Genomic DNA, 15,116 nt, shown 5'->3' on the forward strand with positions numbered 1-15,116 from the left:
TAAATCGTAAAGAACGATGATCGAACTAGACAGTTTAGTCCATTATTCAGTACGATAGAAGTGTTTCGCTTCGTAAGACTTTTCATAGAAAGGAACGAACTTATGTCTAAACTTGATTTATCACAATTTGAGAAAAAAATGATTGTACGTAATATGCAAGAGAATGATATAGAACAGATTTTTACGTTGCAGCAGTTGTGTTTTCCAAATATGGACCCGTGGAAGAGGGCTCATCTTGAAAGTCACCTCAGGCATTTCCCTGAAGGGCAGTTTGTGGTCGAATATGATGGCGATATTATCGGAAGCTGTTCAAGTCTGATTGTTAATTTTGACGAATATGATGATAAACATACATGGGATGATATTACGGATGAAGGATATATCACAAACCATGACCCGGATGGGTACAACCTGTACGGAATTGAAGTGATGGTGCACCCGGAATTTCGCAGGATGAAGATTGGCCGGAGGTTGTACGAAGCTCGAAAAGAGTTGGCACGCGAAATGAATTTAAAGAGTATCATCATCGGGGGCCGCATTCCGAACTATCATAAATATGAGCAGGAGATGTCTCCAAGAGAATATGTTGAAGAAGTGCGCAATCAAAACATCTATGATCCTGTCTTAACGTTTCAAATTATTAACGGGTTCACGGTGATGCGTATCAACCCGAATTACTTGCCGGATGATAAGGCTTCATCAAAATACGCTACGTTAATGGAGTGGAATAATATTGATTACCGGGCGCGGACGAAGCGCCACTTTAAGACGAGTCATCCTGTGCGCATAATGGTGATCCAATACATGATGAAAAATATCGACTCTTTCGAAGAGTTCAGCAGACAGTGTGAGTACTATGTTGATGTTGCGGCCGATTATGGATCAGACTTTGCTGTGTTTCCGGAAATTTTCACGACGCAGTTAATGTCTTTTCTCGAGGAAAAGGTGCCATCTCAGGCAGTAAGAAGATTATCTGACTTTACGGAGGACTATATTCGGATGTTTGAACACCTTGCCGTGAAGTACAATGTGAATATTATCGGTGGATCGCATTTCGTTGAAGAAGATGAGCAGATTTATAACATCTCTTATTTATTCAGACGTGATGGTACGATTGAGAAGCAATACAAAATTCATGTCACACCGAATGAGCGCACGTGGTGGGGGATTCAGCCTGGCGATGCGGTGAAAGTGTTTGATACCGATTGTGGAAAAATTGCCATCCAAATTTGTTATGACATTCAATTTCCTGAACTGGCTCGCTATGCGGTGGATCAAGGAGCTAACATTATTTTTGTTCCATTCTGTACAGATGATCGCCAAGGTTACTTGCGCGTCCGCTATTGTGCTCAGGCCCGCGCGGTTGAAAACCAGGTGTATACGGTTATTGCCGGCACGGTTGGCAACATGACACAAGTTGAAAATATGGATATCCAATATGCTCAGTCCGGAATTTTCACACCGTCTGACTTTGAATTTGCACGTGACGGTGTGGTTGGGGAGTGTAACCCTAATGTGGAAACCGTTGTGGTCGGTGATGTTGACTTGGAAGTTTTACGAAGACAGCGAAAGTCGGGTACGGTAAGACAGCTTCGCGATCGCAGGCGTGATTTATTTGAATTGAATTATCATATTGATACAGAAGTTAAACCGGATCGGACGTAATTTTAACTAAAGAGGCGAACCAGCACATGGTTCGTCTTTTTTTTATGTCGTGTTATAATCATTTTAATGAATTTTCACAAATAAGAAAAGGTGATGGTCATGCACGATTCTTCATCGCAGCTGGAAACGTTAAAAAATATAGCTGAATTGTTGAATGAGTCTACAAATAAACAGGTACTCGGGGATGTGTTGAGGAAGTTCATTTCCATGACTGACTTTGAGACGGGGTGGATTTTTCTTGAAAATGAATCGGTAGTGCAGCTTGTGGCGGATGATGGGCTTCCTCCTGCGTTAGCCCGCAATCAGAAGCAACGCATGTGCGGCGAGGACTGTCATTGTGTATCGAGATATAAAAATGGCCGGCTGACAAAGGCGACGAGTATTATTGCCTGTAAGCGGATTGAACAGGTATTGGAAGAAGGGATAGAGGGGACGGAAGGTATTACGCACCATGCGACAGTGCCCTTGCAAACGCCAGAAAGATCGTTTGGCCTATTCAATGTCGCGATGAGACATAAGACAAGTTATTCGGAAGATTTGCAGTTGTTAGAGTCGATTGCGCTGCAGATCGGCACAGCGCTCGAACGAATCGAACGGTTTGAAGCGGAAGAAGAATGGAGCAAGCTGCTCATGAAATCTCATCAGTTGACGAAAAGCATTCAAGAGGCGGATACATTACATAGTTTACGAACCACTGTTGAAGATGGATTACGAGCACTATATCCGGGAGGTTTGATTCGGTGGGCAAGCGTGGAATCAGACGAAGCGGCTGATTCGCCCGGCAGTATAAGTCCGCAACTGATCGGCCTAGAAGGGCGGTCTTTTTCTAAAGCAGAACTGGAGATTTTTGAGCTGGTGAAGGAATATAACAGGGTAGCAGAACGAAAGCTGTTGCTTAGTGAAAAAGAAAAAGCGATAGCCAGGAGAGAGGAAAGGTCGCGGTTTGCCCAGGATTTACATGATTCCGTCAATCAATTACTTTTTTCAATCGTGCTCACTTCAAAGGCCGTGAGCCGTTCGGCTGTCACGGTTCCCACATTAAAAGAGCAAGTAGATTACATTCATGATATTTCCTCACAGGCGTTGAAGGAAATGCGCGCACTCGTTACTGAGGAAAAAGGCGGCCGATTTAAGAAAGGGGTCTTAGCTGAATTACGGTCATACGCGAGTACGATTGGGCTTCGGTGTACCATTGATTCAGAGGGTACGACCTCAATACCTTATGCTATAGAAGAGGGCTTGTTCAGAATTGGACAGGAAGCGCTGCATAATGTTTGGAAGCATGCAGCAATCGGTGAGGTTGAGGTAACGTTACAAAAACTCCCCCATCAAGTGGTGCTTGAGGTCCGTGATGAGGGCACAGGTTTTACGAATGCAGATTGTCACGGTCGCTCCTTCGGGTTATCAGGGATGAGGGAGAGAGCATCGCATCATCGGGGGAAGGTTACGATCACGAGTCAGCCTGAAGGCGGAACGACAGTTCGAGTGGAGATACCTGTAGAAGGGGGAGATAGTTGAAGATGATTAAAATTGTGATTGCGGATGACCATCAGGTCGTGCGAAAAGGACTGGTGTTCTTTTTTCAAACACAGGAAGATATTAAAGTGATGTATGAGGCGGCAAATGGTCAAGAAGTTATTGATTATTTACGTGATCATCCTGTTGATGTCGTACTTATGGATATTCAAATGCCAACGATGGATGGCATTGAAGCAACAAAACAACTTCGCGAACAATATCCGGACATAAAAATAGTCATGCTGACGAGTTTTTCCGACTACGATACTGTCATTCCGGCGATTCAGGCTGGCGCTAATGGCTATCAAATGAAGGACATTGACCCAGACCAATTAGTTAATGTGATCAGGCGTGTTTATGAAGGTGAGACCATGATTGATGCAAAAGCAGCTACTCAGTTGATGACACACGTTACAGGGGCTGGTCAACAGGAAGAGGAGAAGAGGATACAAGATCTCACACGACGTGAGAAGGACGTACTGAAGGAGATTATGAAAGGGTGCAGCAATAAAGAAATTGCCGATCATTTGTTTATCACTGAAAAAACTGTGAAAACGCACCTGTCGAATATCTTCTCAAAATTAGAAGTCCACGACCGAACCCAAGCTGCCCTGTTCGGAGTAAAATATATGCAATAATCGCTGACAATAAATACCACCTCAGGTCATCCAGAAAATGGATGACCTGAGGTGGTTATTTTATACATATTGGGTTGGTTGTGTCGTAGCTTGGGCGTGGTCGATATAGTGTAACAAGCTTTCATGGCTTTCGAGCAGGGTGGTTTCATGTCCTGGGTAGTGAAACGCATGGAGAAATGCTTCTATTTTCTTAGAGAGAAAATGGTCACGGGTTCTTACCATGAGAATAAGCAGTTCATCCCACTCTCCCCAGATCATGTAATGCAATGCTTTGTCATAATCTTGATAATACATGATTTTTCACTTCATCCTTCCTTAGAAAGGATTGTTTTTATTGTCTCCATGAAGGGTAAGAATGAATCAGAAAGTTCTTCACAGAAATGGAAAATTCGACACTATTCATTTTTTCAAAAAGGATTGGTATGATGGTATGGAAATGATTTACTTGGTAAGGATGGAAGGAGAAATCAGTCATGGATGAACGATATTGGCTATGGATTAACCTTGGAGGAGTAAGCGCATTTGGATTGTTTATTTTGATCAGTCTATGTACAGCTATTAACGGACCTGCCCAGGGCGCCCTTGTTATTATCAGTGAGATCATCGCTTTACTTAGTTTTATTTTTGCTGGAGTGACGTTGTATTACATAAAAGATCGGCAGCGCTGGTTTGCGGTTTCGGTACTTTCGTTTATCGGTGTTTGGATCGCATTTGGAATCGGATACGAAGTTGGGGTAGACCAAGACACGAATAATGGCTGGATTTGGTTTTATTTATATTATGTTGTGTTTATTGCCAGCTTGGTCTTGCTGCGATATAGTTACGCCAAAATAAAAGGATTGTTTAAATTGGCGCCGGTATTTTTTATATTTTTTAATGCAATGCTGACTTTATACATGGTAACCATTCACATCTGGTTCATGCTTCCAACAAATGATTGATCACAGCAGTCCTTTCCGGAAAGAAAGGGCTGTTTTTTTATTCGTTTAGGAAAATAATTCAGCAAAACCTTCCTTGCGCCTTGAAGAACTGTGAAATTACATCCATGCAAATTAGTATATAAGTTCTTTCAAGACACATACTACAAATAAGCTTGGAAGGAGGAATACACCATGAAAATAAAAGCAGTTGCGCTTGGTCTGCTCGTTGCTTCTTCTCTTGTTGCTTGTCAAGCTGATGAAGAACAAGGTAATGGCAACAATGAAGGTGCTCAAAACACGAGTTTTGAACGCATGGCTGACGATATGAATGACCAAGGAAATAATAACAATGCAAACCGCGACGATAATAACCGTATGGGTGATAACAACGATGACAACCATATGGGAACTAGCAACGACAATAAGAATGGTGCTGACCAGCATGAGTATGATGTAGCGGAGAAAGCTGCGCAAAACATCGAAGCTAACGTGAAGGGCATTAACGAAGCGTATGTGTTAACGACAAATGATAATGCCTACGTGGCAGCGGTTCTGGGTAACCAGAATGGTGAGGCGAAAACAGAAGTTAGTGACGAGGTGGAGAAGCAAATCACAAAAATTGTTAAGGGTGCAGATAAGGATATTAACAACGTGTATATTTCCACAAATCCGGACTTTGTTGACTTAACAAATAACTACGTGGATGACGTAGGAAATGGTGAACCGATTCAAGGTTTTTTCCGTGAATTTGGCCGCATGACTGATCGTCTGTTTCCAGATGCACAGTCATAATATAAACGGGATTCTCAGCCGAGAGAATCCCGTTTTTTTATGGAAAAAAAATGATATTTAAACACTTCCCCCTTCAGAATTGACCATTCCTCTTCTAATAAAGACAGTTACATTTTCATGTTCCTGGCTGTTCTTTCATATAGTAATGTAGGCAAAGCTTAAGGAGGGGGCATTTTTGAAACAAGAAGAACATCGTAATCTGGAAAAAGCGATACGAGAAATTACAGAAATTGCTGAAGGATTCGGACTCGATTTCTACCCGATGCATTACGAGGTATGTCCAGATGACATTATTTATACATTTGGTGCTTATGGGATGCCGACTCGGTTTTCGCACTGGAGTTTCGGAAAACAGTATTACAAAATGAAGCTGCAATATGATCTCGGGCTAAGTAAAATATACGAGCTTGTCATTAATTCTAATCCGTGTTACGCCTTTTTATTAAATTCAAATAGTCTGATTCAAAATAAACTGATTGTAGCTCACGTGCTAGCTCACTGTGACTTTTTCAAAAACAATGCGCGCTTTCAAAATACGAAGCGTGATATGGTGGAAAGCATGTCAGCTACAGCTGAGCGAATTACGGCGTATGAAAAATTATATGGAAAGGAAGAGGTCGAAGAATTCCTTGATGCTGTACTCGCGATTCAAGAGCATATTGACCCCTCACTTGTAAGGCCGAAGCTGTCCTGGAGTGTGAAAGAGGAGGCAGAAGAAGAGGAACTGAAGGGGCCAAAGAAACCGAGAACCCCCTACGATGATTTATGGAAAATCGGTGAATCGCCGGACCAACAGCCCGCTTTTAAAAAACGTAAAAAATTCCCGCCACAGCCGGAGAAAGACTTGCTTTTATTTATCGAAGAATTTAGTCGGGAACTGGACGATTGGCAGCGTGATATCTTAACGATGATGAGGGAAGAAATGCTTTATTTCTGGCCGCAGATTGAAACGAAAATTATGAATGAAGGCTGGGCGTCGTATTGGCATGCGAGGATCCTAAGGGAGCTGGATTTGACGAGTGATGAGGTTGTGGACTTTGCGAATTTAAACGCGAGTGTTGTCCAGCCGTCTAAAACTCAGTTGAACCCCTATTACTTGGGATTGAAGATTTTTGAAGACATTGAAGAAAGGTATAATAATCCAACTGATGAGATGAAGAAGCATGGGATCGAGGAAGGAACAGGACGGGAGAAAATATTTGAGGTTCGAGAAATAGAGTCTGACCAGAGCTTTATTCGAAATTATTTAACAAAAGACTTAGTCAGACAGGAAGATATGTATTTATTTCAAAAGCAAGGACAGAAATATAAAATTACCGATAAAGATCATGAGTCCGTAAGAGATCAGTTAATTACGATGCGTGTCAATGGCGGCTTCCCTTATCTGACGGTCCAAAATGGCGACTACATGAAAAATGGAGAGCTGTATTTGAAGCACCACTTTGAAGAGGTTGAGCTGGATATATCGTATTTAGAAAAAACGCTTCCTTATATTTATCAATTATGGGGGCGCCCTGTTCATATGGAAACCATCATCGAAGACCGCAACGTAGCCTTTAGTTACAGCGGCAAAAAGATCCAGAAGAAATATCTGTAAATGATAAATTCCCAATAAATCCAATAAAACCCACCTCAGGTCATCCAGAAACTGGATGACCTGAGGTGGGTTTTATTGGGATATTGCCTGGGTATATTGTAGGGTATTGGTGAGATTTTTGATTTTGTTCCTATACGTTATAATTTTTTGGTAAACTAGTCGTTAAACAAGAAGTGAAACTTTAGGAGGTTAAAGTGATGAGTGTATACGATTATGTGCTGACCGAGTCCGATTTTGTTCATAAAGATGATTTGCAATACCCTTTTGAAGAAAGAGGTCTTCAATTTGGGGATGGAATATATGAAGTTATTCGTGTTTATAATGGCAAGTATTATTTAATTGATGAACATGTGGACCGGCTGTACCGTTCAGCTGAAGCCGTCAAATTAAAGATGCCATTTGCAAAAGAGGAGATGTATCAACAGCTGGATGCACTGCTGCAGAAAAATCAAATTCAAAATGACGCTAAAGTGTATATGCAGATCACTCGTGGCTCAGCGCCGAGAGACCATGTTTTCCCTCTTAACGTCAAGTCTAATTTGTATGCTTACGTTCAGGATCTGTCCAGAAAAATGGATTTTATGGCAGAAGGGGTATCCGCTATTACGAGACCTGATATCCGCTGGGATTGGTGTTACATCAAAAGCCTGAATTTGCTGCCAAACGTAATAGCGAAGCAGGAAGCGAGTGAACAAGGCTGCTTTGAAGCGATTCTTCATAAAGATGGGGAAGTGACAGAATGCAGTTCCTCGAATGTGTATCTAGTTCGTGATGGCAAAGTTTTCACATACCCTGCTAAAGAAAATATTCTCCACGGCTGTGTCCGCACACGCATCAAACAGTTTTGTGAAGATGAAAGCATTCCATTTGTGGAAGAATCGTTCCGTGTGGAAGATGTTCAATCCGCTGATGAGTTGTTTTTAACAAGCAGTACGGCAGAAGTGATGCCAATTGTGCAAGTGGATGGAAAAGCTGTAAAGGATAAGCAGGTAGGGTCCATCACAAGAAAGCTGCAGCAGAAGTATGAGCAGGATGCAGGCATTAAAGAATCTCAATCCATGTTTACGCATGTGAAAGCCAGTAAATAAGCAAGCATTCCTGTAGTAATGGAGGTCATTTTTTGAAAAAAATTAACTTGGAAATGAGTCAAGATCAATACGAAAAGCTGGTAGAGACGGTATTTCTAGGAACGTGGGTCGTCAATTCAACACAACTAGAATTGGATGAATCATTTGAAGACGTCCGCAACCTGGTTCTTTCAAAATACAAAGAGGCGGGACTTGAGAATAAGATAACGTATCAGGAACCGTTCGACGTCCATGATCTGGCAGTGGAATATGAGAACGAGCTGCTTGATAACTACGTGGAGGAATACGACGAATTCAGCTTTTGGGATAAACTGGTCGAAAAATTAGCGGAGAAAGAATTAATCAAAGAATTTGGTCCGCTTCCTGAATCGTTAACGGAAGAAATGATGGCCAAACGCGTCCAATACGAAGAAAAAATAGGAAAAGAGCTGGAGGAGCGAGGTCTTACAAACCTTAATCTGAACGCATAAAAAAAAGCGTGAACCCATCGCACAGGTTCACGCCTTTTTTTGCCCCACACGACGTGGGGTAGTTCGGCGTTGAAACATGCCCCACAGGATGTGGGGTAGTTCAGTGTTGGCACAGGACGTGCCGGTTTTAACCGAACTTCCTTGAATGCCGAACTTAGTCGAACTTCCTCTGTTCCCGGTCTTAATTCATAACTTTCTATCGAGGCGATTGCGCTTTTGCACGCCTAGGTTGACTCCAGAGGTTAGCAATCGGCCGGGCTCCTTGATAAGCCGTCTGGATAAAGGGACCTAACAATAAGGCGACGATTAATGTACCGATGCCTACGGGAGCACCCAGCAAAAACCCAATCAAAGCCATTCCAGACTCCGTGAAAATACGGACAGAGCTTTTGGATTGCTTCGTTTTTTCATTCATAATCATCATAAAATGGTCAAGCGGAATACGTGGGAAGGGAGTTCGTAAATAGATCGCAATTCCAACGGCTGTTGCGATCAATCCCAGGGTAAATACGCCCCACTGTGTCCACCATACTTCAAAGGAAGCGTGATCAAGTGTTCCATAAAGAAAAATATCAAGTGTTCGTCCACGTAATATAATGGGGAGTAATGACTCAAATTGAGGCCGCTTCCGTTCAATCCAGGCATTCACGAGAAGCAGAATAACAAATGCAATGATCATTACGCTGCCCACAGTAATCGGTGCGTGTCTCGATATTCCAACGGCCACACTGTCTCCAGGACCTACGCCTAAACCTGATTTAATAATCAGTGCGAGCCCTAGACTTGAAATGACCAGCCCCGCAACGTATATAATAAATAAATAAAAGTATTTCATCGTTGCCACCTTCAGTCTACACTGTACTTTTTTAATCATATACGTTGATTTCCCCAATGTAAACCGTTCATGTTTTTGAACTGAGATAGAAGGGAAATTTAAGAGCAGATAAATGTTAAGGAGGACGACTACATGCAATATGCAATTGTTACAGGAGATTCGAGAGGACTTGGCGAGGCGATTGCCCAACAGTTTTTGGAAAAATCGATTCGCGTTATTGGGGTGTCCAGACATGCTAATAAGAGGCTTCGCCAATTAGCTGAACGGTTGGAGGTGGACTATACACATGTGCCTTGTGATTTTAGTGACCAGGATGAACTCGGGAGAGGGATCAAAGAAGTGATGAGGCATGCTGCAAAAGGGGATGCCCACTTCATTTATCTTGTTAATAATGCTGGAGTCATTGAGCCGATTGAAACGGTGGGAAATTTTCATGTGAAAGATGTGAACCGGCACTTGATGGTTAACGTCACAGCACCTATTATGTTCACCAATTCCTTATTGAAAGAAGCCAATGAGCACGAAATAAATACGTCGATTATAAATATCACTTCAGGAGCAGCGGAAAGATCGGTCCACGGTTGGAGTGTCTACAGCAGTTCCAAGGCTGCCATCAACCGCTTTACCGAAACCACGGCCTTAGAGCAGGAAATGGCCGGACATTCACACAAAGTGTTTGCCTATAGCCCTGGTGTGATTGATACAGATATGCAGAAGGAAATCCGCTCTTCGAAGGAATCGGCATTTGCGGATCTTGATAAGTTTAAGTCCTTGAAAGAGGAGGACAAACTGAATTCTCCTAAAACAGTGGCAGCGGTTTTAATGGATTTGCTAAACGATTATGCTTCCATTGAAAGTGGAAAAGTGTACAAGCTATATGACTTGATTAATAAATCTTAACGTGAGCTGTGTAAACACCGAGTAGATGGACAATTATTTTGAGGAGGGGACGATCGCTATGAATAATTTGCACAAAGCATTAAAAGAAAAAATCGGCTTCGGAACAGCACCTCTAGGAAATATGTATCGCGAGGTTTCAGAGGAAGAAGCTCAAGAAACGATCAAAACTGCTTGGGATCAAGGTATTCGTTATTTTGATACAGCACCTTTATATGGCGCTGGCTTATCGGAAATGCGATTAGGCAGAGCTTTATCCAACTATAATCGAGATGATTATATGATAGGCACAAAAGTGGGCCGTGTCATTTCAAATGAAGTGGAAGAAAAAGAAGGGCTGTTTGAAGACGCACGTAAAAACAAAGTGATTACTGACTACACTGAAGATGCAACGCTCCGCTCGATTGAGCAAAGTCTAGAGCGTCTAAAAACGGATTACCTGGATGTGGTATATGTACATGATATATCGCCCGATTTTCACGGAGATGAATGGATTTCGAAGTTTGATGAGGCAAGAAAAGGAGCATTTCGCGTGCTAACGCGGCTTCGTGAGGAAGGGGTCATTAAATCCTGGGGCATCGGAGTGAATACGACAGAACCGATAGAACTTGCGTTGGAGTTAGATGATGCAAATCCTGACCTATGCTTGCAGGCCACTCACTACACACTTCTTAACCATGATCGCGCCTTACAGCGATTAATGCCTACTGCACAAGAAAAAGATGTAGGCATTGTAGTCGGCAGCCCGTACAATTCAGGCGTCTTACTCGGAGGTTCTCATTACAACTATGAAAAAGCACCTTCCGAAATTATAACGCAAGTAGAGCAATTAAATGAGATCGCCAAGGACCACAAGGTTAGTTTAAAGGCTGCTGCTCTTCAATTTTCAACAGCCCATCCAGCGGTCACAGCCGTTATCCCTGGTTCCTCTCGTCCAGATCGAATCAAGGAAGACCTGACATCTATGAAAACAGAGATCCCGGCTTCCTTTTGGCAGGAATTAGTAGAGAAAGGTTATATCTCTCCGAAGGCTCCGCTGCCAAATAAAAAGTGAGTGATGGAGGTAATTGTTTAATAGCTGAACGACGATAACTCGATTAAGAGGCTGGAACAAATTTGAATAAAGCATATAGTAATCCGAACTATTTTATCAAAATCAGTTCGGATTATTTGTGTGCCAAAAGGATTTACTTCCATCGCTACGTCAAAACACTTCGATTTCTGCGGCCCTCGCGCGTAGTGGGGTCGTTCGGTGTTGGCATATGCCCCACACGATGTGGGGTAGTTCGGCGTTGAAACAGGACGTTTCGATTTTAGCCGAACTTCCTCTTTCCCCGTTTTTAACCGAACATCCTCTAAAAGACGATCTTCCTCAGGCTGTTGCCTTGCGGGATCTCCCCCTGTACTTTAGTCCCGCAGGAGTCTACATATTTTGACTACGCTATTTATCTGGCGTTTATACTATTCAATTTTATTGTTCGATTTTTAACATCATTGCTTTATATATGTCCTGGACTCTGTTCGGGTTTCTTGTGTTTAAAGCGTTTCTGATAGGAGAAACTTCCACAGCTAGTGATGAGTGATAGTAACCGTTACTTTCTCAGCTTTTGCTTCGAGCGAAACTTCGCCACCGATTGGAAAAGTGAATTGCGGTGTCGTATGCCCGAAGCTGGCTTCGGCTACAACAGGAATTCGTGAAAGTTCAGGCTTGGAATGGATGATTTGTGTAAGATCGTGCAGACTGATGTTTGAAGCTTTTTGAAAACGACCAATCACGAGTCCGCGAACTTGATCGAAATGGGGCTGATGGATCAATGATTGTAGATCACGATCGAAAGTAGGAACATTCGTCAGAAAATCATCTTCCAGGAATAATACTTTTCCTTCCAGGGGAGGCATGTATTCCGTACCCTGCAACAGATTTAGTGTACATAAATTTCCACCCATGCTGATCCCCTCAGCTCGTCCTTCATGAATGACAGCATATCCCTCATGGAGATGAAAGCAGCGATTCTCCTGATCCATGAACCATTTATCATCACTCCAGTGATTTGCAGGATTAATATCTACAGGGTTCGAGTTTAAGAACATTTTCTTGAAATATTCTTCGGTGTACTCTATCCCTTTTTCCATTCCAAACGTTGAAAAATGAGGGCCGGAGTAGGTAACTAAGCCCGTTTTTTTGTAAATGGCGTTGGCAAGCGCTGTGATGTCCGAAAATCCACATAATATCTTAGGATTTTCAGCAATGAGCTCATAATCTAAGTATTGTAGCAGCTGATTGCTGTTATAGCCCCCGATCGTTGTCAGGATAGCTTTTACTTCTGGATCTCTAAAGGCATCGTGAATGTCAGATACGCGTTGTTCAATAGCGGCATTTTCATTATAGGCATGCTGGCTGAAGGAAATGGTAAGCCCCATTTGCTTAAAGCGCTGAATGGCAAGATCGCGCTGGTCGTCCGCAATCATAGCCATACTTTCAGCCGGGGAAATAATACGGATCTCGTCACCTTCTTTAAGTTTTGGCGGGATCATCTCTCATCACTCGCTTTCAGTTTTTTTGGAAAATTAATACTATACGTTTAACTATTAACATCATATAATAAGTCTAACTTGTTTAGAAGGACTATTTATTTTTATAGCAATGAGGTACAGACGGTGTTGATTGCCGGAGTAGAAGGGAGAGGATTTTTATGTTTACGATGCAAATAAAGGAAGAGCTATCACTTAAATTACTTGAAAAAAGAGATACAAAAGAATTATTTTCTCTGGTGGAAGAATCAAGAGATTACTTGAGAGAGTGGCTGCCGTGGGTAGATGACATGCAACGTGAAAAGGAATATGAGCCCGTTATTGAACTGTGGTTGAAACAATTTGCCTCTCAGGAGGGACTTCAGGCAGGAATAATTTATAAAGGCAAATTAGCAGGAGTTGCTGGCTTTAACAGCATTGATTGGGCAAACAGAAAAGCGAGTATTGGGTACTGGTTATCAGAAAAATATCAGGGGCTCGGAATCGTTACAAACGTTGTGAAGGCACTAATAACCTGTGCTTTTGCAGAGTATAATCTCAATCGTGTGGAAATAGAATGTGGGGTTGAAAATATGAAAAGTCGCGCTATTCCCGAAAGAATTGGTTTAAGGCAAGAAGCAGTTATAAGGGAAGGGGAATATTTGTATGATCATTTTCATGATTTAGCTTTGTACAGTATTCTTGCAAAGGAATGGAGAAAAGGAGACAGAAATGATACATAGAATGGGGTTATATAGCGAATATTTTAAACTGATAAGAGAAGGAACAAAAACTGTTGAGGTAAGGTTATTTGATGAGAAGAGAAGAAAAGTCAATATGGGGGATGTTATTGAGTTCATGAAGATACCTGAGAAAAATGAAACGATTAGAGTCAACGTTGTAGGGTTAAACAAGTATGAAACATTTAAACAGTTGTATGAAGACATCCCCTTTGAAGACTTTGGAAATAAAGGATCGACTTTGGAGAGCATGGTAAATGGTACATATGAAATTTACACACGGGCACAGGAAAAGCAATGGGGAGCACTAGCCATAAGAATTGAACAGTAAGAAATTCGCGGAAACCCGAAATCAAAACATCCATCCGGGCTTCCACACACGAACCAATCAACTTAACTCGTTGATTGGTTTTTCAGCCTTCTTATCCTTTTTATGAGAAGTGATAAAATGCTCAATTTCTTTCTTCGAAAAACCAAGTGCTTTGGCTATCGTCAACAACTGTACCCACTCGTGATCGAGCTGCCCCGATCGTTCTTTTTTCAAAGATTCCATTTGTTCACATATCCCCTAGATTCCTTATTTTGTTTCCCTTGGCACCATTCCATATAGGAAAAAGTCAACGATCTCCTTGGCTAAACCAACAGCTGTCGTTTCATTGGAAAATAGTTTCGTAATGGTGAGTCGCTCGATCGCACCTACTAACACCTGTGCAATTAACTCCATTTTCAATTGGCTGGAAAAATAGTTGTTTTGTTGCTCGAAAATCAAATTTTCGCGAATCTGATCCACCATTGCTGCCTTGATGTTTGTGGATTCTTCTGATTCGTAGAAACCGATTTTCGTCAAATGCGGGTGATCTGCGAAAAATTGTAGAATGGAAGATAGACTGCTGGTGATTCGTTCTGGAAGGGAACCCGTCTCCAGTTCTGGTTCTAACCGACTGTCTGCGGTGAGTTGCTCCAATTTTTCCTGAAAAGATTGGACTAGCTCACTATAAATATGCTCTTTACTTGTGAAATATAAGTAAAAAGTGGGCTGAGTAAAACCAGCTCGTTTTACGATGGTACTGATTGTGGTTTTGTAATAGCCTTTCTCAGCGAATTCTTCTGCCGCAATCGATAACAAGCATTCTTTGCTTTCCACTCCGACTGATCCCTTTTTTCTCCCTCGCGTCCCCATGATGCATGCTCCATTCAATCATATTCGAATAATTCTGTTATATTACTTAGTAGTATTATAATGAGTACTGGTGAAAAAATCAACTATTTTTTGGAAAATTTCACACGTAAATAAAGCGAGTAATCCGCCTTAATAGTGGATTAATTTTTATGCCTCTGAAGCAGTTTGACGAGTACGTTCCTTCAATTACAGGAAATTTCGCTTTTGTTTATAAAAAAGTTCCATAATTATTGAATCTTACGTTCTATATATATAGAATAAAAGC

The 15,116-nt window shown here is 41.9% G+C and carries 17 protein-coding genes; 12 read left to right on the forward strand and 5 right to left on the reverse strand.

The window, feature by feature from the left end:
• Window positions 1–102 precede the first annotated feature (102 nt).
• From G6R08_RS16655 to G6R08_RS16665, 3 genes are all read left to right on the forward strand, one after another.
• The gene (locus G6R08_RS16655; RefSeq protein WP_163529463.1) at window positions 103–1,665 is read left to right on the forward strand and encodes a GNAT family N-acetyltransferase; all 1,563 of its coding nucleotides are present in this window, start codon (window positions 103–105) and stop codon (window positions 1,663–1,665) included.
• A 99-nt stretch (window positions 1,666–1,764) separates the two neighbouring features.
• Entirely contained in the window at window positions 1,765–3,183 is a 1,419-nt protein-coding gene (locus G6R08_RS16660; protein WP_163529465.1) for a GAF domain-containing sensor histidine kinase, read from the forward strand.
• A gap of 2 nt (window positions 3,184–3,185) precedes the next feature.
• The gene (locus G6R08_RS16665; protein ID WP_163531374.1) at window positions 3,186–3,821 is read left to right on the forward strand and encodes a response regulator transcription factor; all 636 of its coding nucleotides are present in this window, start codon (window positions 3,186–3,188) and stop codon (window positions 3,819–3,821) included.
• 60 nt (window positions 3,822–3,881) lie between these two features.
• Here G6R08_RS16665 and G6R08_RS16670 read toward each other — a convergent pair whose 3' ends face one another.
• Window positions 3,882–4,115 (reverse strand): YhdB family protein, encoded by a 234-nt coding sequence (locus G6R08_RS16670; RefSeq protein WP_163529467.1) that lies wholly within the window; start codon window positions 4,113–4,115, stop codon window positions 3,882–3,884.
• A 179-nt stretch (window positions 4,116–4,294) separates the two neighbouring features.
• Here G6R08_RS16670 and G6R08_RS16675 point away from each other — a divergent pair, with 179 nt between their 5' ends.
• From G6R08_RS16675 to G6R08_RS16695, 5 genes are all read left to right on the forward strand, one after another.
• Window positions 4,295–4,762 carry a hypothetical protein gene (locus G6R08_RS16675; RefSeq protein WP_163529469.1) on the forward strand — a complete coding sequence of 156 codons (468 nt, stop codon included), beginning with the start codon at window positions 4,295–4,297 and terminating at the stop codon, window positions 4,760–4,762.
• 171 nt (window positions 4,763–4,933) lie between these two features.
• On the forward strand, window positions 4,934–5,533 hold the full coding sequence (locus G6R08_RS16680) for a YhcN/YlaJ family sporulation lipoprotein (protein ID WP_163529471.1): 600 nt from the start codon (window positions 4,934–4,936) through the stop codon (window positions 5,531–5,533).
• 175 nt (window positions 5,534–5,708) lie between these two features.
• Window positions 5,709–7,130: a SpoVR family protein gene (locus G6R08_RS16685; RefSeq protein WP_163529473.1), complete on the forward strand. Its 1,422-nt coding sequence runs from the start codon at window positions 5,709–5,711 to the stop codon at window positions 7,128–7,130.
• Window positions 7,131–7,327: 197 nt separating this feature from the next.
• Entirely contained in the window at window positions 7,328–8,218 is an 891-nt protein-coding gene (gene dat / locus G6R08_RS16690; RefSeq protein WP_163529475.1) for a D-amino-acid transaminase, read from the forward strand.
• 32 nt (window positions 8,219–8,250) lie between these two features.
• A complete protein-coding gene (locus tag G6R08_RS16695) occupies window positions 8,251–8,688 on the forward strand; it encodes a hypothetical protein (RefSeq protein WP_163529477.1) in 438 nt (145 codons plus the stop codon).
• 196 nt (window positions 8,689–8,884) lie between these two features.
• On the opposite strand, the gene G6R08_RS16700 is transcribed toward G6R08_RS16695, so the two are convergent.
• Window positions 8,885–9,523: a YczE/YyaS/YitT family protein gene (locus tag G6R08_RS16700; protein WP_163529478.1), complete on the reverse strand. Its 639-nt coding sequence runs from the start codon at window positions 9,521–9,523 to the stop codon at window positions 8,885–8,887.
• 132 nt (window positions 9,524–9,655) lie between these two features.
• On the opposite strand from G6R08_RS16700, the gene G6R08_RS16705 reads away from it, so the two are divergent.
• Together G6R08_RS16705 and G6R08_RS16710 are read left to right on the forward strand one after the other, a co-directional pair.
• Window positions 9,656–10,423, forward strand: coding sequence for a (S)-benzoin forming benzil reductase (locus tag G6R08_RS16705; RefSeq protein ID WP_079529225.1), 768 nt, complete (start codon window positions 9,656–9,658; stop codon window positions 10,421–10,423).
• Between the two features lie 58 nt (window positions 10,424–10,481).
• Window positions 10,482–11,474: an aldo/keto reductase gene (locus tag G6R08_RS16710; RefSeq protein WP_163529480.1), complete on the forward strand. Its 993-nt coding sequence runs from the start codon at window positions 10,482–10,484 to the stop codon at window positions 11,472–11,474.
• Window positions 11,475–11,989: 515 nt separating this feature from the next.
• On the opposite strand, the gene G6R08_RS16715 is transcribed toward G6R08_RS16710, so the two are convergent.
• Window positions 11,990–12,955 carry a S66 family peptidase gene (locus G6R08_RS16715; protein WP_163529482.1) on the reverse strand — a complete coding sequence of 322 codons (966 nt, stop codon included), beginning with the start codon at window positions 12,953–12,955 and terminating at the stop codon, window positions 11,990–11,992.
• Between the two features lie 158 nt (window positions 12,956–13,113).
• Here G6R08_RS16715 and G6R08_RS16720 point away from each other — a divergent pair, with 158 nt between their 5' ends.
• The gene (locus G6R08_RS16720; RefSeq protein ID WP_163529484.1) at window positions 13,114–13,674 is read left to right on the forward strand and encodes a GNAT family N-acetyltransferase; all 561 of its coding nucleotides are present in this window, start codon (window positions 13,114–13,116) and stop codon (window positions 13,672–13,674) included.
• Complete coding sequence (locus G6R08_RS16725) at window positions 13,664–14,002, forward strand: ASCH domain-containing protein (protein WP_163529485.1); 339 nt, start codon at window positions 13,664–13,666, stop codon at window positions 14,000–14,002. The genes G6R08_RS16720 and G6R08_RS16725 overlap by 11 nt, the downstream gene beginning before the upstream one ends.
• A 57-nt stretch (window positions 14,003–14,059) precedes the next feature.
• On the opposite strand, the gene G6R08_RS16730 is transcribed toward G6R08_RS16725, so the two are convergent.
• Complete coding sequence (locus tag G6R08_RS16730) at window positions 14,060–14,224, reverse strand: hypothetical protein (protein ID WP_163529487.1); 165 nt, start codon at window positions 14,222–14,224, stop codon at window positions 14,060–14,062.
• A gap of 24 nt (window positions 14,225–14,248) precedes the next feature.
• A complete protein-coding gene (locus G6R08_RS16735) occupies window positions 14,249–14,851 on the reverse strand; it encodes a TetR/AcrR family transcriptional regulator (protein WP_163529489.1) in 603 nt (200 codons plus the stop codon).
• Between the last annotated feature and the right edge of the window lie 265 nt (window positions 14,852–15,116).

This window comes from Halobacillus ihumii, assembly GCF_902726645.1.
GTDB classification, from domain to species: domain Bacteria; phylum Bacillota; class Bacilli; order Bacillales; family Halobacillaceae; genus Halobacillus_A; species Halobacillus_A ihumii.